At 58.7% G+C, this 19,021-nt stretch carries 19 protein-coding genes; 4 read left to right on the top strand and 15 right to left on the bottom strand.

The window, feature by feature from the left end:
- Window positions 1-202 precede the first annotated feature (202 nt).
- The 6 genes from gcvH to glyA form a co-directional block, all read right to left on the bottom strand.
- Window positions 203-568 (bottom strand): glycine cleavage system protein GcvH, encoded by a 366-nt coding sequence (gene gcvH, locus ACR0EL_RS15840; RefSeq protein ID WP_353008599.1) that lies wholly within the window; start codon window positions 566-568, stop codon window positions 203-205.
- 17 nt (window positions 569-585) lie between these two features.
- Window positions 586-1,680: a glycine cleavage system aminomethyltransferase GcvT gene (gcvT, locus tag ACR0EL_RS15835; protein WP_480500973.1), complete on the bottom strand. Its 1,095-nt coding sequence runs from the start codon at window positions 1,678-1,680 to the stop codon at window positions 586-588.
- Window positions 1,681-2,190: 510 nt separating this feature from the next.
- On the bottom strand, window positions 2,191-3,564 hold the full coding sequence (locus ACR0EL_RS15830; RefSeq protein ID WP_480500960.1) for an alanine/glycine:cation symporter family protein: 1,374 nt from the start codon (window positions 3,562-3,564) through the stop codon (window positions 2,191-2,193).
- 24 nt (window positions 3,565-3,588) lie between these two features.
- Window positions 3,589-4,533 (bottom strand): lipoyl synthase, encoded by a 945-nt coding sequence (gene lipA, locus ACR0EL_RS15825; protein WP_480500958.1) that lies wholly within the window; start codon window positions 4,531-4,533, stop codon window positions 3,589-3,591.
- A 14-nt stretch (window positions 4,534-4,547) separates the two neighbouring features.
- Window positions 4,548-5,930 (bottom strand): dihydrolipoyl dehydrogenase, encoded by a 1,383-nt coding sequence (lpdA, locus tag ACR0EL_RS15820; protein ID WP_480500957.1) that lies wholly within the window; start codon window positions 5,928-5,930, stop codon window positions 4,548-4,550.
- 11 nt (window positions 5,931-5,941) lie between these two features.
- Window positions 5,942-7,210 carry a serine hydroxymethyltransferase gene (glyA, locus tag ACR0EL_RS15815; protein ID WP_480500955.1) on the bottom strand — a complete coding sequence of 423 codons (1,269 nt, stop codon included), beginning with the start codon at window positions 7,208-7,210 and terminating at the stop codon, window positions 5,942-5,944.
- 132 nt (window positions 7,211-7,342) lie between these two features.
- Here glyA and ACR0EL_RS15810 point away from each other — a divergent pair, with 132 nt between their 5' ends.
- Window positions 7,343-7,945: a helix-turn-helix domain-containing protein gene (locus ACR0EL_RS15810; protein ID WP_480500953.1), complete on the top strand. Its 603-nt coding sequence runs from the start codon at window positions 7,343-7,345 to the stop codon at window positions 7,943-7,945.
- A gap of 10 nt (window positions 7,946-7,955) precedes the next feature.
- Here ACR0EL_RS15810 and ACR0EL_RS15805 read toward each other — a convergent pair whose 3' ends face one another.
- Entirely contained in the window at window positions 7,956-8,492 is a 537-nt protein-coding gene (locus tag ACR0EL_RS15805) for an SRPBCC family protein (RefSeq protein WP_480500951.1), read from the bottom strand.
- A gap of 106 nt (window positions 8,493-8,598) precedes the next feature.
- Window positions 8,599-9,249 (bottom strand): carbonic anhydrase, encoded by a 651-nt coding sequence (locus ACR0EL_RS15800; protein WP_480500949.1) that lies wholly within the window; start codon window positions 9,247-9,249, stop codon window positions 8,599-8,601.
- Between the two features lie 143 nt (window positions 9,250-9,392).
- On the opposite strand from ACR0EL_RS15800, the gene ACR0EL_RS15795 reads away from it, so the two are divergent.
- The 3 genes from ACR0EL_RS15795 to ACR0EL_RS15785 all read left to right on the top strand — a co-directional run bounded on the left by ACR0EL_RS15795 (window position 9,393) and on the right by ACR0EL_RS15785 (window position 11,962).
- Window positions 9,393-9,782: a hypothetical protein gene (locus ACR0EL_RS15795; RefSeq protein ID WP_480500947.1), complete on the top strand. Its 390-nt coding sequence runs from the start codon at window positions 9,393-9,395 to the stop codon at window positions 9,780-9,782.
- A gap of 63 nt (window positions 9,783-9,845) precedes the next feature.
- Window positions 9,846-11,228 (top strand): leucyl aminopeptidase family protein, encoded by a 1,383-nt coding sequence (locus ACR0EL_RS15790; RefSeq protein WP_480500945.1) that lies wholly within the window; start codon window positions 9,846-9,848, stop codon window positions 11,226-11,228.
- On the top strand, window positions 11,225-11,962 hold the full coding sequence (locus ACR0EL_RS15785; RefSeq protein WP_480500943.1) for a C40 family peptidase: 738 nt from the start codon (window positions 11,225-11,227) through the stop codon (window positions 11,960-11,962). The genes ACR0EL_RS15790 and ACR0EL_RS15785 overlap by 4 nt, the downstream gene beginning before the upstream one ends.
- On the opposite strand, the gene ACR0EL_RS15780 is transcribed toward ACR0EL_RS15785, so the two are convergent.
- The 7 genes from ACR0EL_RS15780 to ACR0EL_RS15750 form a co-directional block, all read right to left on the bottom strand.
- Window positions 11,959-12,309, bottom strand: coding sequence for a DUF2794 domain-containing protein (locus ACR0EL_RS15780; RefSeq protein WP_480500941.1), 351 nt, complete (start codon window positions 12,307-12,309; stop codon window positions 11,959-11,961). The two genes, ACR0EL_RS15785 and ACR0EL_RS15780, sit on opposite strands and share 4 nt — an antisense overlap.
- 63 nt (window positions 12,310-12,372) lie before the next feature.
- The gene (locus tag ACR0EL_RS15775; protein WP_480500939.1) at window positions 12,373-14,037 is read right to left on the bottom strand and encodes an ABC transporter permease; all 1,665 of its coding nucleotides are present in this window, start codon (window positions 14,035-14,037) and stop codon (window positions 12,373-12,375) included.
- A gap of 103 nt (window positions 14,038-14,140) precedes the next feature.
- Window positions 14,141-15,358, bottom strand: coding sequence for a phenylacetate--CoA ligase family protein (locus tag ACR0EL_RS15770; RefSeq protein WP_480500937.1), 1,218 nt, complete (start codon window positions 15,356-15,358; stop codon window positions 14,141-14,143).
- 19 nt (window positions 15,359-15,377) lie between these two features.
- Window positions 15,378-16,211 carry an ABC transporter ATP-binding protein gene (locus tag ACR0EL_RS15765; RefSeq protein WP_480500935.1) on the bottom strand — a complete coding sequence of 278 codons (834 nt, stop codon included), beginning with the start codon at window positions 16,209-16,211 and terminating at the stop codon, window positions 15,378-15,380.
- 113 nt (window positions 16,212-16,324) lie between these two features.
- Window positions 16,325-17,608: an ABC transporter substrate-binding protein gene (locus tag ACR0EL_RS15760; protein WP_480500933.1), complete on the bottom strand. Its 1,284-nt coding sequence runs from the start codon at window positions 17,606-17,608 to the stop codon at window positions 16,325-16,327.
- 75 nt (window positions 17,609-17,683) lie between these two features.
- Window positions 17,684-18,760 carry a branched-chain amino acid ABC transporter permease gene (locus tag ACR0EL_RS15755; protein ID WP_480500931.1) on the bottom strand — a complete coding sequence of 359 codons (1,077 nt, stop codon included), beginning with the start codon at window positions 18,758-18,760 and terminating at the stop codon, window positions 17,684-17,686.
- A 3-nt stretch (window positions 18,761-18,763) separates the two neighbouring features.
- Window positions 18,764-19,021: a hypothetical protein gene (locus ACR0EL_RS15750; RefSeq protein WP_480500929.1), complete on the bottom strand. Its 258-nt coding sequence runs from the start codon at window positions 19,019-19,021 to the stop codon at window positions 18,764-18,766.

Raw genomic sequence — 19,021 nt, 5'->3', positions numbered from 1 at the left:
TGAGCATGTCGCGCATCTCGGTCGGGCTGGGCCCGATATGGCGGCGGTTGGCGAAGTCATAGGCTTCGTAATCGGTCAGTTTGAAGGCCATCGTTGCGCTCCTCAAGGAATGTCTCGCCCAGCCGGTCGGGCAGGAGCCTCCGGCGGGAGTATTTGGAAAAAGATGAAGTCCGGGGCCCGGTATCAGGGCCCCGGAATGGCGTTACCCGATGAAGGCCTTGTAGCCAGCTTCGTCCATCAGATCTTCAAGCTGCGACGCGTCCGTGATCTTGATCTTGTAAATCCAGGCCTCGCCCTCGGGGTCGTCGTTCAGCGCGCCGGGATTGTCGGCCAGCGCCTCGTTGACCTCGGTGATCTCACCATCAACTGGCGCATAAAGCTCGGACGCCGCCTTGACGGATTCGATCACGCCAATCTCGCCATCCTTCTCGAACTCATCGCCCACCTCCTGCTGCTCGACAAACACCACCTCGCCCAGCTGTTCAGCCGCGTGTTTGGTGATGCCCAGCGTGGCGGTGTCGCCCTCGACCATCAGCCATTCATGCTCTTCGGAATAATAGGTTGCCATGTCTCTCTCTCCTGGCTTCAACGCTTGTAATTCTGGGTGACAAAGGGCAGCGCCACAATCTGCGCCGGTTGCGCCTTGCCCCGGATGATCAGGTTCACCTTTTCACCCGGCTCACCATGGCCTGCGGACACGTAGCCCATCGCCACCGGGCCACCCACCGTGGGGCCAAAGCTGCCCGAGGTGATCTGACCGATGGTGTTGCCATTGCTGCACTGGATCTCGACACCCTGACGGGCCGGGGCGCGGCCATCGGGCTTGATGCCCACCAGCTTGCGCGCAGCACCCTCGGCCAGTTCCTTCTGCACACGGTCGGCCCCCGGGAAGCCGCCCTCTTCCTTGCGGCGCTTCTGGATCGCCCAGCCAAGGCTGGCCTCAATCGGCGAGGTGCTCTGGTCGATGTCATTGCCATAGAGGCACAGCCCGGCCTCCAGCCGCAGGCTGTCGCGCGCGCCCAGCCCGGCCGCTTCGCAATCTTCATGCGCCAGGAAGGCCCGTGTGATCTCGATGGCCTTATCTTCGGGGATCGAGATCTCGTACCCGTCCTCGCCGGTATAGCCCAGGCGCGAGATACGGCATTCGACGCCCAAGATATCGGCCACGGTGGTTTCCATGAACTTCAGGTCGTGGGCGGCGGGGCAGAGTTCACCCACCACGTCTTCGGCCTTGGGACCCTGCACCGCCACCAGCGCCCGGTCGAAGATCTCGGTCACTTCAACGCCGTCCAGGTTCGCTTTCATATGCGGAATGTCCTGATGCCGCAGCGCCGCGTTCACCACCACAAAATAATGATCCCCCGCGTTCGACACGATCAGGTCATCCATGATCCCGCCATCCGCGTTCGTAAAGAACCCGTACCGCGCCTTGCCTTCCTTCAGCGTCGCATAAGCCTGCGGGCACAAAGCTTCCAGCTTCTCGCCCACATTCTCACCGCGCAAAATCACCTGACCCATATGAGACACATCAAACACAGCCGCCTTCTCACGACACTGCTTATGCTCACCCATTATCCCCAACGGATACTGAACAGGCATCTCCCAACCCGCAAAATCAACCAGCTTACCTCCCAACTCAACGTGCAAATCGTACAAAGGCGTGCGTTTTAGTTCAGACATAATTCCAACCTTTCGATTAACGGCACTGATCGCGAACGACCATGATGTTGCAATGTGCATTGCGCACGACTCGGGCCAGGTTCGGGCCAATTTCATAGTTTGGGAAATCGCCCTTGGTGGAGGCCATGACATCAGATCCAAGCCTTCCTTGTAGGCGAGTTTAAGGATTTCACGATAAACGCTGCCTTCTTCGATATGGACCGCCACATCGGAGGCATTTCCGTGATCCAGAATGGCCTGAACCGCGTTGCGGACATGATCCTTGGCTCCGGCGCCATAGTTCGCAGGCAGGTTTGGCAGTTGGATAATCTCGGGGATGACGGCAACCGCGTGCAGCTCGGCACCGTAGAATTTCGCCTGTTCCAATGCGACCGGCAGATTTCCAGGAACGGTCGTCGGTGTGATCAATGGGCAGCAGGATTTTCGTGGCCATCAAGTCTCTCCTCGAGATATGGAATTCTGTTTCAAAGTCGGGGGGCCGAGTTGGCCCCCGTTTTGGTCGGGCCGAACCTATTCGGCGGGGGTGCCGCCGGGTTCTTCGGATTTACCGCCGCTGGCAAAGAACTCTTTCGTCAATTTGAAGACGATCGGGCTCAGCAGGGCCAGGGCGATCAGGTTCGGGATGGCCATCATCGCGTTCAGCGTATCTGCCAGCAGCCAGATGAAGCCCAGATCTGCAGTTGCGCCGAAGTAGATCATGACAATCCACAGAACGCGGTAGGGCAGCAGCGATTTGACGCCCAGCAGGAACTCGACGCATTTCTCGCCGTAGAACGACCAGCCGAGGATAGTGGTGAAGGCAAAGATCGACAGAGCGATGGCGATCAGATACCCACCAACGCCTGGCAGCGACAATTCGAACGCGGCCGAGGTCAGCGCCGCACCGGATTCACCCGATGTCCAGGCACCCGACGCGATGATCGCCAGACCGGTAATCGAACAAACGATGATGGTGTCGATGAACGTCCCCAGCATCGCGATCAGGCCTTGGTTTACCGGACCTTTGGTCTCGGCAGCGGCATGCGCAATCGGAGCAGAACCCAGACCGGCTTCGTTCGAGAACACACCCCGTGCCACACCAAAGCGGATCGCGGCCCAGACGGCTGCACCGGCAAAGCCACCTTCGGCAGCGGATGGTGTGAAGGCGTGAGTGAAGACCAGCGACAGGGCAGAGCCGATGTTGCCGATGTTGATCAGCAGAACCAGCAGGCCGGCGATGATATAGGCGATGGCCATGAACGGAACCAGCTTACCGGCAACCGCACCAATGCGAGTGATGCCGCCCAAAATTACGGCTGCGGTCAGGACCATCAGGACAACACCGGTGACCGAGGTGTTCAGGCCGAAATTGGCTTCGAGAACCTGCGCCACGCCGTTTGCCTGCACGCCGTTGCCGATGCCAAAGGCCGCAACAGCGCCGAACAAGGCAAATGCAACGCCCAGCCAGGCCCATTTCGCGCCGAGGCCGTTCTTAATGTAGTACATCGGGCCGCCGACATAGTTCCCCAGCTCATCTTTTTCGCGATATTTCACCGCCAGAACAGCTTCGGCATATTTGGTGGCCATGCCCACCAGGGCGGTCATCCACATCCAGAACAAGGCGCCTGGACCGCCCAGGAAGACAGCAGTGGCCACACCAGCGATGTTACCCGTACCGATGGTCGCCGACAGCGAGGTCATCAGCGCGTTGAACGGGCTGATCTGGCCTTCGCCCTGACCTTCCCGGCCTTTGAACAACAGGCTGAAGCCCGTGCCAATGCGCAGGATCGGCATGAATTTCAGCCCGACCTGCAGGAAGAAGCCAACGCCAAGAATAAGAACCAGCATCAGCGGCCCCCACACGACGCCATTGATGGCCCCTACGATTGAATTTAACGCTTCCATGGTATTCCTCCCTAGTGCGTCTGGTTATGCCCCGGCAGCAATTGCCCGTTGGCGAGCTTGCTTGAGGGCGGCAAAGTCTTCGTCCGCATGGAACGACGAACGGGTCAGCGGGGTGGCCGACACGTGTAAAAAGCCCTTGGATCGGGCGATCTGCTCCAGCTGGGCGAACTCTTCCGGTGTCCAGAACCGGTCGATCGGGTGATGTTTCGGGGTCGGTTGCAGGTATTGCCCGACTGTAAGGAAATCGACATTGGCGGCGCGCAGATCGTCCATCACCTGCCGCACGTCGCTGAGCGTTTCTCCCAGCCCCACCATCAGGCCAGACTTGGTGAAGAGCTCGGGGTTGGCACGTTTGGCATCATCCAGTAGCCGCAGCGAGGCGTAATACCGCGCGCCGGGGCGAACCGTCGGATACAAACGCGGAACCGTTTCGAGATTATGGTTGAACACATCCGGTGCCGCTTCGAACACGATATCGGCTGCGTTGCCCTTGCCTAGAAAATCGGGTGTCAGCACCTCAACCGTAGTGCCCGGATTCTGGTGGCGCACCGCGCGGATCGTCTGGGCGATATGTTCCGCCCCGCCATCGGCCAGATCGTCACGATCGACCGAGGTGATGACCACATGGCGCAGACCCAGTTTCTTAACCGCTGCCGCGACGCGACCGGGCTCAAACGCATCCAGCGCGTCCGGACGGCCTGTTGCGACGTTGCAGAAGGAACACCCGCGCGTGCAGACCTCACCCATGATCATCATGGTGGCATGGCGTTTGGACCAGCATTCGCCGATATTCGGGCACGCGGCCTCTTCGCAGACGGTCGCCAGGTTATGCTCGCGCATCAGGCGACGGGTTTCAAAGTACTCTGTGCTGTCACCCTTTTTCTTACGAATCCACTTGGGCTTGCGGGGAATGACACTGTCTGCCTTCCTGGCCTTTTCGGGGTGGCGGGGGCGAAGCTGGATGGTCATCTGGGGGCCCTCCCTTACGCGTGGATCGCGCGACCCATGGCGTCGAGGCAGGCTTCTTTGACCGCCTCGCCCATGGCTGGATGTGCATGACAGGTGGACGCGACCTCGGTGACGGTGGCACCTTTGGTCATCGCCAGAACGAGTTCCGCGATCAGGTCACCGCCATGGGCACCGCAGATATGCGCACCCAGGATTTTGCCATTCGGATCAGCCAGAACCTTGACCGCGCCGTCGGTTTCTCCGGTCGATCGGGCGCGCGAGTTGGCCATGAACGCGAATTTGCCGACTATGTATTCGGCACCGGCCTCCTTCAGCGCCTCTTCGGTCACACCGACCGAGGCGACCTCAGGGTCGGTGTAAACGACACCCGGCACGGTGTTGTAATCCACATGGCCGCCCTGCTCCGCCAACATCTCAACGCAGGCAACGCCGTCTTCCTCGGCCTTGTGCGCCAGCATCGGACCGGGGATGCAGTCCCCGATCGCATAGATCCCGGGAACCGATGTGCGGAAGCTGTCGTCCACTTGGACAAAGCCGCGCGGGTCAAGGGCTATCCCCAGTTCTTCCAGCCCCAACCCGCGCGTGACGGGCCGGCGTCCGACGGCGATCAGAACCTTGTCGGCCTCGATCACCTCTTCCTTGTCTTTGCCGACCCGGTCCAGAGTAAGCGTCAATCCGGTTTCAGACTTTTCAATGGCCTTTAGCGCTCGTCCCAACTGGAACTTCAGGCCGCGTTTGCTGAGCGCGCGCTGCGCCAGTTTCGCAATCTCGCCGTCGATACCGGGCAGGACACGGTCCAGATACTCAACCACTGTGACCTTGGCTCCAAGACGCGCCCAGACCTGACCCAACTCAAGCCCGATCACCCCTGCCCCGACGACAACCAGATGTTCCGGCACCGTGCCCAACGTCAAGGCACCGGTGGAGCTGAGAACATCCTTCTCATCGATCTCGATACCGTTCAGCGGCGTCGGCTCAGACCCGGTGGCGATCAGGATATTCTTGGCCTCATTGATGTCGTCGCCAACCTGCACCTGCCCGTCGGCGGGAATGCTGGCCCAGCCTTCGATCAGCTCAACGCCGTTCTTCTTGAATAGAAAACCAATGCCTTTGGTCAGATCGCCAACGATCTTGTCCTTGCGCGCCATCATTGACGGTACGTCGATGCTGGCCCCCTCAACCGCAATGCCATGGGAGGAGAGATGTGCAAGCTCGGCATATTTGGCCGAGGAGGTCAGCAACGCTTTGGAGGGGATGCACCCCACATTCAGACAGGTTCCGCCCAGCGCCCCACGCCCTTCCACGCAAGCCACTTTCATACCCAGTTGAGCCGCGCGGATCGCAGCAACATAACCGCCGGGGCCGCCCCCGATGACGATGAGATCGTAAATGCTCATTAAGTGTTCTTTCAGTAGATTGGATGATTGGCGCAGAGGGCGCGGACTTTTGCGCGGGTCTCGGCTTCGATGGTTGCATCGCCTTCAGAGGACTCACGCAGCGCATCGAGAACATCACCGATCAAATGGCCGATCTGACTGAACTCTTCAGGTCCAAACCCGCGGCTACATCCAGCGGCTGTTCCCAGCCGGATGCCGCTCGTGATCGTCGGTTTTTCCGGATCTCCGGGAACGCTGTTCTTGTTACAGGTGAACCCTGCCCGCTCCAGCGCGGCCTCGGCGTCTTTTCCGGTCACGCCAAGTGGCCTCAGATCGACCAGCATCAGGTGGTTTTCCGTGCCGCCAGAAACGATGTCGCATCCCCGCGCCATCATCACATTGGCCAGCGCCGCCGCGCTGTCCACGACGCGCTGCATATAGTCCTTGAACTCAGGCTTCAGTGCTTCTCCGAATGCTACGGCCTTACCGGCGATCACATGCATCAGTGGGCCGCCCTGAAGCCCGGGAAAAACAGCCGAGTTGATCTTTTTAGCCAGCGCCTCGTCATTTGTCAGGATTATCCCGCCACGCGGACCGCGCAGGGTCTTGTGGGTCGTCGAGGTGACCACATGCGCGTGACCAATTGGTGAGGGGTGCAGCTCCGTTGCAACCAGACCCGCGATATGGGCCATGTCAGCCAGCAGCCAGGCACCAACCTCATCCGCGATCGCTCGGAACCGAGCAAAATCGATCTTTTGCGAATAGGCTGACGCGCCAGCGATGATCAGCTTTGGTTTTTCAGACCTAGCCAGCGCTTCGACTTGGTCATAGTCAATCAGCCCATCATCCGTCAGGCCATATTGAACCGGGTGAAACCACTTTCCCGACTGCGCCGGCTTGGCACCGTGCGTCAGGTGACCACCGGCGTCAAGCGACATGCCAAGGATCGTGTCACCGGGGCTGAGCAGCGCAAGCTTCACCGCTCCGTTTGCCTGCGCGCCAGAGTGTGGCTGAACGTTGGCGAACTCGCAGCCGAACAACCTCTTCAATCGTTCGATCGCTTCAACCTCAACCTCATCCACATATTCGCAACCGCCGTAGTAGCGGCGACCGGGATAGCCCTCAGCGTACTTGTTCGTGAGAACAGAACCCTGTGCGTCGATCACAGCCTGCGAGACGATATTCTCGGACGCGATAAGCTCGATCTGTTCTGCTTGGCGCTTGCCTTCACGTGCAAGAGACGCGGCGATAACCGGATCTGCATCTTTGAGCGTTCTTGTAAACAAGATTCCCTCCTCCATACGCTAATCCCAAGTACGAAATTTTGTTTCCTATAGTGGAAATCGGATGCTCAAGGCAACATATATCTCGTACTTGTGAAGTTGTGTAAGGATGGGGAAATCGGTAACCTGCGGAAAATCAGGGAGATTTCTATGGTCGATGACAGCCTGAACGACGCCGTCGGGCCGGAAGAACAGGACGAAGGCGCTGCTTTGGGGCGCTCAATCCGGGATGCGCGCCGTGCAAAAGGGTGGACGTTGGAGGAAGCCGGACGGGCGGCGGGAATCGGTCGCTCGACACTTTCCAAGATCGAAAATAACCAGACGCGACCCAGTTTCGATATTGTACGCCGGCTGACCCAGGCGCTGGAAATGAGCACCCCGCAGCTGTTCCTACAATCGGGCCAAAGCGGGATTTCGGGCCGCCGCGATTACACCCAAAAAGGCCAGGGCGAAATGAAGGACACCCCGACATATCTGCACGAGTTGCTCTGCCCTGAACTGACCAGCAAGCGAATGCTGCCTTACATCGCGACGATCAAAGCCCGTGATGTGTCTGAATTCGAGAACTGGATTAGGCATTCGGGTGAAGAGTTTATGTATGTGATCAGCGGCGAGTTGACCTTCATTTCGGAACACTATCGCCCATTGACCATGAAAGCGGGGGATTCACTATATTACGACAGCGGCATGGGGCATGGCTGTATCTCGACCAGCGAAGACGATGCTCGCGTTTTGTGGGTGTCCTTGGAGTAAGCCGCCCGGATCACCCCTGCGATTCAACAAGCACCTTCAGGTTCGACAAACCGCGCTCGTAATCCCCGCCGACCCAACTATCCATCATCAGGCCCATCCAGCGCGACATGGGATTGAGGCCCAGATTGGTTTCAAAACCCCAAGTGACCTGAGTCTGCCCGCCTTCGGGTTGCAGGACAAACGCAGCCATAGCCGTCCCCATCGGACCGAAATCAAGCGCCGTGCGGACGGTCTCGTTTTTAACGCTCTCGACAATCTCCTGCGATCCGGTGCCAACTTGCGGGTGGTCCGAGCTCCAGTTCAGGGTGTTGCCAACTCCTGTCTCTGGACCGGAATAGGACAGTTTGGTTTCGGGATCGCGATGCAGCCAGGGGGACCAGTGTTCGGTCTCTTGCATGGAGTTCACGTAAGGAAAGATCGCCTCAGCCGGGGCGTCGATGATGATCGAACGAGACACCTCGGCCTTTCCGGGCAGCAGATAAGAGACACCCACCAGCGCCACGACAAGCACAAGCAGAAAGACAAAAAGACGTTTGATAAATCTCATGGGTCCAATCCGATTCCAAAAAACACTTCAGTCGAACCATATCATTAAATTGCCCGGAGTCAGAGACCTGCTCTAGGCAGTTTTTGAACGCTCAATCAGGGCGCACCTAAACAGTTAGAAACCGCTTTTGGTTGGGATCATAACACTGCAGGCCACCTTCCCCGATATCGGTCCAAAGCCCGTGAAGGCTGAGTGAGCCGTCGTCAACAGCTGAGGAAATGAATGGGAAACTCATCAGGTTTTCCAGCGATGCGACAACCGCCTGTCGTTCAAACTGCCGTGCCTGCTCGTCGCTATCTTCGACATCTGCGACCAAGTCGTACTTCGGCTTGAGGATATCCATCCAACGACCAACAAAGCTTTCTTTTGCTTCCAATTGGGGTGCCTTCCCTTTGCACATGTCGATGCAGCCCTGAACACCGCCACATTGCGAGTGTCCAAGTACGATCAGATGAGCCACCTTCAAGGCCGTTACAGCATATTCAATTGCAGCACTGGTGCCATGGTGATCGCCATCAGGGGCGTAAGGTGGCACGAGATTGGCGATATTGCGATGAATGAAGAATTCGCCCTGATCCGCACCAAAGATTGAAGTCACATGAACGCGGCTATCACAACAGGAAATCACCATCGCACGCGGCCGCTGCCCTTCGCTAGCGAGGCGGCGATACCAGACTTGGTTTTCAGCGTAAGTGGTAGATTTCCACCCGTGGTAGCGTTTGACTAGATAAGTCGGCAGTGGTTTGGCGAGGTCCATTATCAAGTCCCAGTTCTATTCAATTTCTCGCGGTATAGTCCAATTCGCAAAAAATTCGAACCATTCTTTCGGGTGCGGGCAAGGTTTTACAAAGGAATTCCCGACCAATATCTGGTCTACGCCGTGGGGGCGACAGAACTAGGGTGAATATGGTGGAAAAGATACTCACGCTTGAACATACAGAAACGGTGCGGCTGGACCCGGACAGGTTGAGCGGCCTGTACAGGCAATTAGGTGACAAGAGCGCATTGGACGTCCTGTGCCGCACGGTCGAGGAACTGGCGGTGCGCCTGTCGAATTGCGAACGGTTCTGGCGGAAACGCGATTGGGACAACCTGCGCAAATGCTCGAAATCGCTGGTGGCGATTGCCGATCAGATCGGGATGACGGCCCTGGCAAGGGTTGCCAACGATGTCGCACAATCGGTCGATGCCGGGGATGCGGTTGCCGCCGGGGCGACACTCGGGCGGCTGATCCGCATCGGCGAACGGTCATTGACCGCGATTTGGGATCAGCAGGACCTGTCCGTCTGACGGGGGTTGCAGGCGGATCGCGGGTGGCTAGTCTGGGCGCAAAGTCAAACAACCGAGACATCCATGCCCCTCAGCTTTGCCAAACCGACCGATCCTTTTGTCCCGCTTCATGTCATCGCCCAATCCGATCTGGACGCGTGGCTGGCGGATCAGCCCGAACATGTCGGCCGCTGGGTCGCGGCAAACGGGTTCACCGCTGCGCTGGGTCAGATATTGTTGGTACCCGATGACGCAGGCGGTACCATCTGTGCGCTTGCAGGTTACGGGACCGAGTCGAAACGCGCCCGCAAACGCTTTGCCTTGGCCGCTGTGGCCGAGTCACTGCCCGAAGGCACCTATCAGATCGCATCTGGCCTTGATGCTGAGCGGGCTGAAATGGAATGCTTGGGCTGGCTGCTCACCGGTTACACATTCGACCGCTACGCAAACCAATCCCCCGCCAAAGCACGGCTGATCGCGCCGGATGGTATCGATGCCGTACGCATCGAAGCAATGGCCAATGCCGAGGCGCTGACCCGTGATCTGGTCAACACGCCCGCCTCGGATATGGGACCCGAACATCTGCAACAGGCCATTGAAACACTGGCGGAAGAATTCGGCGCATCCTGCAAGACCACCCTGGGTGATGCGCTGTTGGAACAGAACTTTCCCATGATCCACACTGTGGGGCGCGCAGCGGATCAGGCCCCTCGATTGATCGAGATGAACTGGGGATCGGCTGGCCCAAAGCTAACGCTTGTCGGCAAGGGCGTGTGTTTTGATACGGGTGGGCTGAACCTGAAGCCCGGTGCCTCGATGGGTCTGATGAAAAAGGATATGGGTGGCGCGGCCAATGTCTTGGGTCTGGCCCGCATGATCATGGCGTTGAACCTGCCGCTGCGACTGCGGGTGCTGATCCCGGCGGTCGAGAACGCGGTGGCGGGCAACGCCTTCCGGCCCGGCGATATTCTAAACTCGCGCAAGGGGCTGACGGTTGAGATCAACAATACCGATGCCGAGGGGCGGCTGGTACTGGCCGATGCGCTGGCGCTAGCGGATGAAGGCAACCCCGATCTGGTGATCTCGATGGCCACCCTGACCGGAGCAGCGCGCGTGGCATTGGGCCCCGATCTGGCCCCATTCTATACGGATGACGATCAGACCGCAGCCGCACTGTCGGACGCCGCGCAACGCTCGGCCGATCCGGTCTGGCGCATGCCGTTTCACACGCCTTATGAGGCGATGATCGAGCCGGGCATTGCCGACCTGGACAATGCTCCCTCGGGCGGGTTTGCGGGGTCCATCACCGCCGCCCTGTTCCTGCGCCGCTTTGTCGAGAACAGCGCCTATATGCATTTCGACATCTACGCATGGCAGCCCAGCAAATCACCCGGACGCAGCAAAGGTGGGCTGGGGCAAGGCCCCCGCGCCATCCTCGGCGCCCTGCCGGAGGTTCTAGGCCTATGACCCGGCTACGCGTTATCCAGCCTGTGGTTGACCTGTTTAGTCAGCCAGACGGTCTACGCGACCGGCAATTGCTGTTCGGAGACATGGTTGAGGTCGTGGAAGAGACGGACGGGTGGAGCCGGGTAACTGCAGACAAGGACGGCTATTCCGGCTGGGTCCGCTCGGCCCAACTGGGCGCGGATATCCCGCAAACCCACAAGATCACGGCCCCGGCAACTCATGCCTATGAGCAGGCGGATATGAAGACGCGCGATTTGGCCTCGTTGAGTTTCGGCAGCACTGTGCAAGCCCTGTCAGAAACCGGGAGGTTTGTGGAAACCGAACTAGGGTTCATACCGGCGGCGCACACCACCCCAATCGCTGAGGTGCAAACCGATCCGGTGGCAGTGGCCGAGCTGTTTCTGGGCACGCCCTACCTGTGGGGAGGCAACAGCCGGTTCGGGATCGATTGTTCGGGTCTTGTTCAGGCCGGGTTGCTGGCCTGTGGTATCCCCTGCCCCGGCGATAGCGGGGATCAGGAACAGGCTGTAGGCACTGCTCAGCCAAAGGATACAGAGCCCTTGCGCGGTGACCTGCTGTTTTGGAAAGGTCATGTGGCCTGGGTATCAGGTCCCAATATGCTGCTTCATGCCAACGCGTATCATATGGCGGTGGCCTATGAACCAATGGATCAGGCAATTGCCCGCATAATGGCGCAAGGCGACGGACCTGTGACCGCTCATAAACGGCTCTAGTCCGGAGAAACCGAGCGGATCAGCTTACGCTCCAACACGCGCAACACCGTGCGCAGGTCGTGGCCGCGTTTCAGGATGCGACCGTCCATTCCGACAACTGAATACATCCCCTGTTTCTGCCGCAGGCGCGGGTTTTTCTCGATGCGATAGATCGGGTGTTCTGCTGTGCGCCGGAAGATCGAGAAGATTGCCGTGTCACGCAGGTTGGATATTCCGTAGTCGCGCCATTCTCCGGCGGCGACCATCCGACCATAGACAGACAGGATATGGGACATCTCGCGCCGGTCGAACGCGACGGGCATCTGGGCCGAGTTTGCAGAGAACCGGCTGGGAGGCTGCATATTCATATCTCAAGCCTTGCCGGAAATCGCGCCTGAATCAAGCCCGTTGCGCATCAGCGCTGTATTTCCTTACCGCCGCCCGATCTGTCGGCAGATCAGGATCACCGGCAATAGTCCAACGGCCAGAATAACCAGCGACGGCACTGCGGCCCCTTCGAGCCGTTCGTCCGAGGCCAAGCGGTAAGCCTGTACCGCCAGTGTATCAAAGTTGAACGGGCGCATGATCAGGGTTGCGGGCAGCTCTTTCATTACGTCGACGAAAACGATCAGCAAGGCGGTGAGCAGTGATGGGGTCAGAATGGGCAGATGGACCCGCCGTAATGTGCCCAAGGGTGTTTGACCCAAAGACCGGGCAGCGGCGTCCATATTGGCGTGAACCGTGCTCTGCCCGCCTTCATACGCGCCAAGCGCCGCCGCCAGAAACCGCACCATATAGGCCGCGACCAACAGCCAGATCGACCCCGTGACTAACAGACCGGTCGAGACATCAAAGGTTTGGCGCATCCAGGCGTCCAGAGCGTTGTCAAACGCAGCGAAGGGCACAAGCAACCCAACAGCGATCACGCCGCCCGGCACCGCATAACCCAGCCTCGCCAGATACGCCGCGCTGGTCGAGGCGCGCCCGGGTCTGAGGCGCTGAAAGAACCCGACGCTGACCGCCGCCGCTACAGTGACCAGAGCCGCGGTGCCCGCCAGGATCAATGAGTTCTGGATGAACCCAAGGTACCGGTCCGACAGCAGGTTCTGTTCAGACTCCAATCCCATGTCGACCAGAATGAGAACCGGAAACACGAACCCAAACAGGACAGGCACTGCGCAAAGAAGAAACGCCCCAAGGGCGCGCCACCCGGTCAGATGCGCGGCGGGGTGCGCCACATGGTGTTTGCCGCTTTGATGATACTTTGCATTCCCACGCAACGTTCGTTCAGCCACGGCCAGCATCAAGGCAAACCCCAACAAGCATAGCGCCAGTTGCGCGGCCCCGGCGCGATCACCCAGCGAAAACCAACTGGTGTAAATGCCGGTCGCAAAAGTCTGAACGCCGAAATAAGAGACCGTTCCAAAATCCGCGATGGTCTCCATGATTGCCAGCAGCACCCCGCCCGCAATCGCCGGACGCGCCATGGGCAACGACACACGCCGAAACGCCAACCACGGATTGTTCCCCAAGGCGCGCGCCGCCAGAAACGCTGTTGCGCTTTGCTGCAGAAACGCGGCGCGGGCCAGCAGGTAGACATAAGGATAAAGTACAAGGATCAGCATCGCCGCCGCACCCTCGGTCGAGCGGATCTCGGGGAACCAATAGTCGCGCGGGCCCCAACCCGTCACGTCGCGCAGGGTGGTCTGTACGATGCCTGGGTGATCCAGAACAAAGGTGTAGGCATAGGCAAGCACATAGGCCGGAAAGGCCAACGGCAGAACCAGCGCAATCTCCAGCAACCGTACACCGGGGAACCGCGTCATCGTGACTAACCAGGCTGCACCAGTTCCGATGCAGAACGTGCCGATAGCCACCAATATGACCAGGATAATCGTGGTGACTGTGTATCTGGGCAACACCGTCTCGGCCAAATGCGTTATTGCATCGGTCCCACCGGTCAATGCAGCCAGAACAACCGCGATCATCGGCAACAGGCACACACCGGCCACGACATAGGCCAGCCCGGCCAAAATCCGGGTCCCGCGCACGCCGCGGTTTCGCGATCCGTTTTCAGAATAGTCGATCTGGGTCATTGCCCTGCTGCGTTGATGCCGAAGTCTTCGCCTTTAATCGACCAAAACGCTCGGAAACACCAGTGTGCGGGCAACAAATCTGCGACACATACTGCCGCAGACCTTACTCATAAACCCGCTGATCCTCGATCACCAAACCGTCTTTCGGCAGGGAACCGGGGGCAACCACCTCGATCGCGCCTTTCAGCTTCAGCACTTCGGCCACGGATTTGGCATAGGCCATGTCATCGCCACCCGGGCTTTCGATCTGGACAGTCATAGTATCCATCTCTCCCTGCCGCGCGGCAATCACGCGAGCTTTGACGATCTCGTCATGCTTTTCGACCAAAGCGGCGACCTGTTCAGGGCGAACAAACATCCCCTTGATCTTAGTGGTCTGATCGGCACGACCCATCCAGCCTTTGATCCGCATATTGGTCCGTCCACACGGCGAGACACCCGGCATCAGGGCCGACAGATCGCCGGTGGCAAAGCGGATCAGGGGATAGTCGGGGTTCAACGAGGTCACGACCACCTCACCCACCTCACCCAAGGACACAGGAATGCCAGTTCCGGGGGTCACAATCTCGACGATCACATGCTCGTCGATGATCATCCCCTCCATCGCTGCGCTTTCATAGGCTACATTGCCCAGATCTGCTGTGGCATAGCATTGCAGGCAGGAGATCCCGCGATCCGCATAGTCCTGACGTAGTGACGGGAACAGTGCCCCGCCACCCACGGCAGCTTTGGAGAATTTCAGCTCAACGCCCATCGCGTCAGCCTTGTCCAAAATGACCTTCAGGTAATCGGGGGTGCCCGCATAGGCGGTACATCCGATGTCGCGCGCGGCGGTGACCTGCAGCTCGGTCTGACCTGTTCCTGCGGGCAGGACCGCGGCACCAACTGCGCGTGCGCCGCTTTCAAAGATCATGCCAGCCGGTGTCAGATGATAGCCAAAGCAGTTATGAACGATGTCTCCCGCGCCAATGCCAACGGCATTCAGGAAGCGACCCATGCGCCACCAATCCTGATCGATATTGCCGGGCTCATAGATTGGCCCCGGAGACTGGAACACGTGATGGAACTCATGCGCTGGCTTCACGGTGAACCCGCCGAATGGCGAATGGGCGGCCTGCGCGCGGGTCAGGTCTGACTTGCGTAGAACCGGCAACAGGGGCAAATCTTCGGCAGAATTGACCTTATTAGTGTCTATTTCGGCAAGATGTTCTGCAAAACCGGATGCGGATGCCACCTGCACAAGCTGCGCCCGCAAAGCTGCGGCCTGATCCGAGGCGCGCTGATCGACAGAGCGCGTTTCGAGTGTGTCGAAATAGGTCATCGCCATATCCTCCATCAGATCACAACCACCGCTTGCGGCGGCGATAAGACCGCACGTCGCGAAAGCTCTTCCGGCCTTCTTCCGACATGCCAAGGTAGAATTCTTTCACATCCGGGTTTTCGCGCAGTTCGGCAGCGGGGCCATCCATCACGACGCGACCGGATTCCAGAATGTAGCCATAATGCGCAAAGCGCAGCGCCACATTGGTGTTCTGTTCGGCCAGCAGGAAGGATACGCCTTCTTTCTCGTTCAAATCCTTCACGATGCCGAAAATCTCTTCGACCAGCTGCGGCGCCAGACCCATCGAGGGTTCGTCTAGCAAGATGGTCTCAGGTCGCGACATCAAAGCTCGGCCCATCGCGACCATCTGCTGCTCCCCGCCCGACGTATAGCCGGCCTGCGACCGGCGACGCTCTTTCAAACGTGGAAAGTAGTTGTAAACAAGTTCCAGATCCTGCTGGATCGCGGCACTCCCGTCCTTGCGGGTATAGGCGCCGGTCAGCAGGTTTTCTTCGACTGTCAGGTGTTCAAAACAGTGGCGGCCTTCCATCACCTGGATAACGCCCTTTTCAACCAGATCGGCAGGGTCGCTTTCATGTACGCTTTGACCGCGATACTTGATCGTGCCTTTGGTCACCTCGCCGCGTTCAGAATGCAGCAGGTTCGAAATCGCCTTTAGCGTCGTGGTCTTGCCCGCGCCATTGCCGCCCAGCAAAGCCGTAATTCCGCCTTTGGGAACGGTCAGGCTAACCCCTTTCAGCACAAGGATCACATGATTGTAGATCACCTCGATATTGTTGACCTCAAGCAGGGTTTCCGCCTGTACATCTGTGGTTTGTGCCGCATCCAGCATCAGCGCGTATCCTCATACCTGCCCAGTAAGGGCGGTTCGTGAGGAGCGGCAAGCAACCCGCCGCTCCGTTTGTCTGGGGCGCCCCGAAAAACCCGGGGCGCGCGCTCAGTTTCTTACTCGCAGCGCTGCGAGATGTTGTTTTCAGCCGCGTAAGCGCCTGAATCTTCTTCGATCAGCGCATTGATCACGTCAGCATCGGTCGGTTTGAAATCCTGAACCGAGTTCCACGTGCCTGCTGCTGCATCCCACTGAACGACGCCGACAAGGCCGGGACCACCATGGTTTTCACAGCTGACCGAGAATTCGGGGCCGAAACCAGACATGCCCAGCGCTTCCATCTTGGCGTTGGTCATTTCCAGCGCTTCCATGCCATCGCGCATCATCGATGCGTCGATTTCTGCGGTGCCGTGCATGTCCTGTGCGGTTTTCACCGCTTCGGCAGCCAGCATCGCGGCATAGAGACCACGGTTATACTGCACCGTGCCCAGTTGATCACCCGCGCCAGCGGCTTTGCCCGCATCGACAACGTATTTCTGCAGATCGTCATAAACCGGGTAGTCATCGCCCAGACCTGTGAAGGTCAGCGCCTTATAACCGGTGGCTTTGTCACCTGCAGGCTGCACGTCGAATTCCGCACCGGACCACCAGACACCAATGAAGTTCTCCATGGGGAAGCGGATGTTGGCGGCCTCTTGCACTGCAACCTGGTTCATCACACCCCAGCCCCACATGATCACATAGTCGGGCTTCTCACGACGGATTTGCAGCCACTGAGACTTCTGCTCTTGCCCTGGATGATCCACCGGCAGCAGGGTCAGGTCATAGCCATGCTTTTCAGCCAGTGTTTCCAGCGTGCGGATCGGCTCTTTGCCATAAGCAGAGTTGTGATAGACTAGAGCAATTTTCTTGCCACCCAGATCTCCGCCATTCTGATCCAGCAGATAGTTGATCGCGCCCGAAGCACCGTTCCAGTAGTTGGCAGGGTAGTTGAACACATGGCTGAACACTTTGCCGTTCGCGGCCGAGGTCCGGCCATAGCCCATCGTGTGCAGCGGAATGCCATCTGCAGTCACTTTGGGGATCAGCTGATAGGTGATACCGGTCGACAGCGGCTGATACACCAACGCGCCTTCGCCCTTGGTGGACTCATAGCATTCCACACCTTTTTCGGTGTTATACCCGGTCTCACATTCCAGCACACGGGCCGGAACACCGCCGATTCCACCGTCCCGCTCGTTCAGCAGGGTAAAGTAATCAGCATAGCCATCCGCAAACGGGATACCGCCCGCCGCATAAGGTCCCGTCCGATAGCTGAGTGACGGGAACACGAGGTCGGCCATGACTGGACCTGCGGCCATCACGGCGCCCAGCGCTAGGGTTGCCAGTTTCTTGTTCATCGGGTGTCTCCTCCCTTGGTTAGTCCGATGTTGGGTTTCGGGCTTGAGCTGCCCGTCTTTTGATTGGGCCGGTCCTTAGTGCGGGAACGGCCAGAGTCTGAGTTTTTCCTTCGCGACGCGCCACAGCTGTGCCAGCCCATGCGGTTCGAGGATCAGGAACATGATGATCAAAGCACCAACGATCACCAGATTGAGATGTGCCACGATATCCGTGGGCCAACCCAGCAGATCGACGCCAACCAGTTTCAGAACAACAGGCAGCAACACCAGAAACGCGGCCCCGGCAAAGGATCCGAAGATCGAACCCAGTCCACCGATAATGACCATGAACAGCACCAGGAATGATTTCTGGATGCCAAAGACTTCGCCGACCTCGACCGCGCCCAGATATACGGCAAAGAACAGCGCTCCGGCCACGCCCACAAAGAACGAGCTGACGGCAAAGGCAGTTAGCTTCGCCTTGAGCGGGTTCACCCCGATGATCTCAGCCGCGATGTCCATGTCGCGGATCGCCATCCATGTCCGGCCCGTGGTGCCGCGCGTCAGGTTGCGGGCGACAATGGCGCAGACCGTCAGAAAGATTAGGCAGAACAGATAGGTCGCCCATGCGGGCGCGTTCGGCCCGGTGATGATGATGCCAAATACATCGCGCTCCGGCGCATTGATCTGACCCGAAGCTGAGTAGTTGTAGAACCACGGCACCCGGTTGAACAGCCACACCAGAAAGAACTGTGCCGCCAGTGTGGCCACTGCAAGATAGAACCCTTTGATCCGCAGCGAAGGTAGGCCAAACAGCACGCCAACAATCGCGGTTATGCCACCAGCCAGCAGAACATGGATGAACATGCTGACATCGGGGAACGCCGTCATCAGCTTGTAGCAGGCATAGGCCCCCACGGCCATGAAACCCCCGGTCCCCAGGCTGACCTGTCCGCAATAGCCGACCAGAATATTCAGCCCAATCGCGGCGATCGCATAGATCAGAAAAGGCAGCAGCAGGGCGTTCGCCCAATAATCATTGATGATGAACGGAATGATGCCAAACGCCACCGCCAGCACGACATAGTAGCGATACCGGTCAAACTTGATCGGGAAGGTCTGGCTGTCGGCAATATACGAGGTTTTGAAATCCCCGGCCTCACGATAGAACATGCGTCACTTTCCCCATTGTTCCTGTGCCCGACCCCGGGCAGCAGCATCCAGTTGATTGGACCCTTTGGCATATCCGCTCGCCTCGGACGCGCGGACCAGTTTCATGTAGGCCATGATGCCGGTGACCAGCCCGGCAAAAGCCAGGATTGCCGCCACGACCAGTTGACTATCGCTCAGATCATCCGAGGTGAGGGCGATGTACCCAAAAGCCCAGAACCCGGCCCATGCGATGACGTTGATGATGGCGATCAGCTTGTGCAT

Source organism: Ruegeria sp. AH12 (genome assembly GCF_056541465.1).
Note: the sequence above shows the minus strand (reverse complement) of the source record. Positions and strands in the feature narration are given on the sequence as shown.

Excerpts from the sequence above, each read along its gene's own strand:
- gcvH (WP_353008599.1), bottom strand. The coding sequence starts at position 568 with ATGGCAACCTATTATTCCGAAGAGCATGAATGGCTGATGGTCGAGGGC.
- gcvT (WP_480500973.1), bottom strand. The coding sequence starts at position 1,680 with ATGTCTGAACTAAAACGCACGCCTTTGTACGATTTGCACGTTGAGTTG.
- ACR0EL_RS15830 (WP_480500960.1), bottom strand. The coding sequence starts at position 3,564 with ATGGAAGCGTTAAATTCAATCGTAGGGGCCATCAATGGCGTCGTGTGG.
- lipA (WP_480500958.1), bottom strand. The coding sequence starts at position 4,533 with ATGACCATCCAGCTTCGCCCCCGCCACCCCGAAAAGGCCAGGAAGGCA.
- lpdA (WP_480500957.1), bottom strand. The coding sequence starts at position 5,930 with ATGAGCATTTACGATCTCATCGTCATCGGGGGCGGCCCCGGCGGTTAT.
- glyA (WP_480500955.1), bottom strand. The coding sequence starts at position 7,210 with ATGGAGGAGGGAATCTTGTTTACAAGAACGCTCAAAGATGCAGATCCG.
- ACR0EL_RS15810 (WP_480500953.1), top strand. The coding sequence starts at position 7,343 with ATGGTCGATGACAGCCTGAACGACGCCGTCGGGCCGGAAGAACAGGAC.
- ACR0EL_RS15805 (WP_480500951.1), bottom strand. The coding sequence starts at position 8,492 with ATGAGATTTATCAAACGTCTTTTTGTCTTTCTGCTTGTGCTTGTCGTG.
- ACR0EL_RS15800 (WP_480500949.1), bottom strand. The coding sequence starts at position 9,249 with ATGGACCTCGCCAAACCACTGCCGACTTATCTAGTCAAACGCTACCAC.
- ACR0EL_RS15790 (WP_480500945.1), top strand. The coding sequence starts at position 9,846 with ATGCCCCTCAGCTTTGCCAAACCGACCGATCCTTTTGTCCCGCTTCAT.
- ACR0EL_RS15785 (WP_480500943.1), top strand. The coding sequence starts at position 11,225 with ATGACCCGGCTACGCGTTATCCAGCCTGTGGTTGACCTGTTTAGTCAG.
- ACR0EL_RS15780 (WP_480500941.1), bottom strand. The coding sequence starts at position 12,309 with ATGAATATGCAGCCTCCCAGCCGGTTCTCTGCAAACTCGGCCCAGATG.
- ACR0EL_RS15775 (WP_480500939.1), bottom strand. The coding sequence starts at position 14,037 with ATGACCCAGATCGACTATTCTGAAAACGGATCGCGAAACCGCGGCGTG.
- ACR0EL_RS15770 (WP_480500937.1), bottom strand. The coding sequence starts at position 15,358 with ATGACCTATTTCGACACACTCGAAACGCGCTCTGTCGATCAGCGCGCC.
- ACR0EL_RS15765 (WP_480500935.1), bottom strand. The coding sequence starts at position 16,211 with ATGCTGGATGCGGCACAAACCACAGATGTACAGGCGGAAACCCTGCTT.
- ACR0EL_RS15760 (WP_480500933.1), bottom strand. The coding sequence starts at position 17,608 with ATGAACAAGAAACTGGCAACCCTAGCGCTGGGCGCCGTGATGGCCGCA.
- ACR0EL_RS15755 (WP_480500931.1), bottom strand. The coding sequence starts at position 18,760 with ATGTTCTATCGTGAGGCCGGGGATTTCAAAACCTCGTATATTGCCGAC.
- ACR0EL_RS15750 (WP_480500929.1), bottom strand. The coding sequence starts at position 19,021 with ATGCACAAGCTGATCGCCATCATCAACGTCATCGCATGGGCCGGGTTC.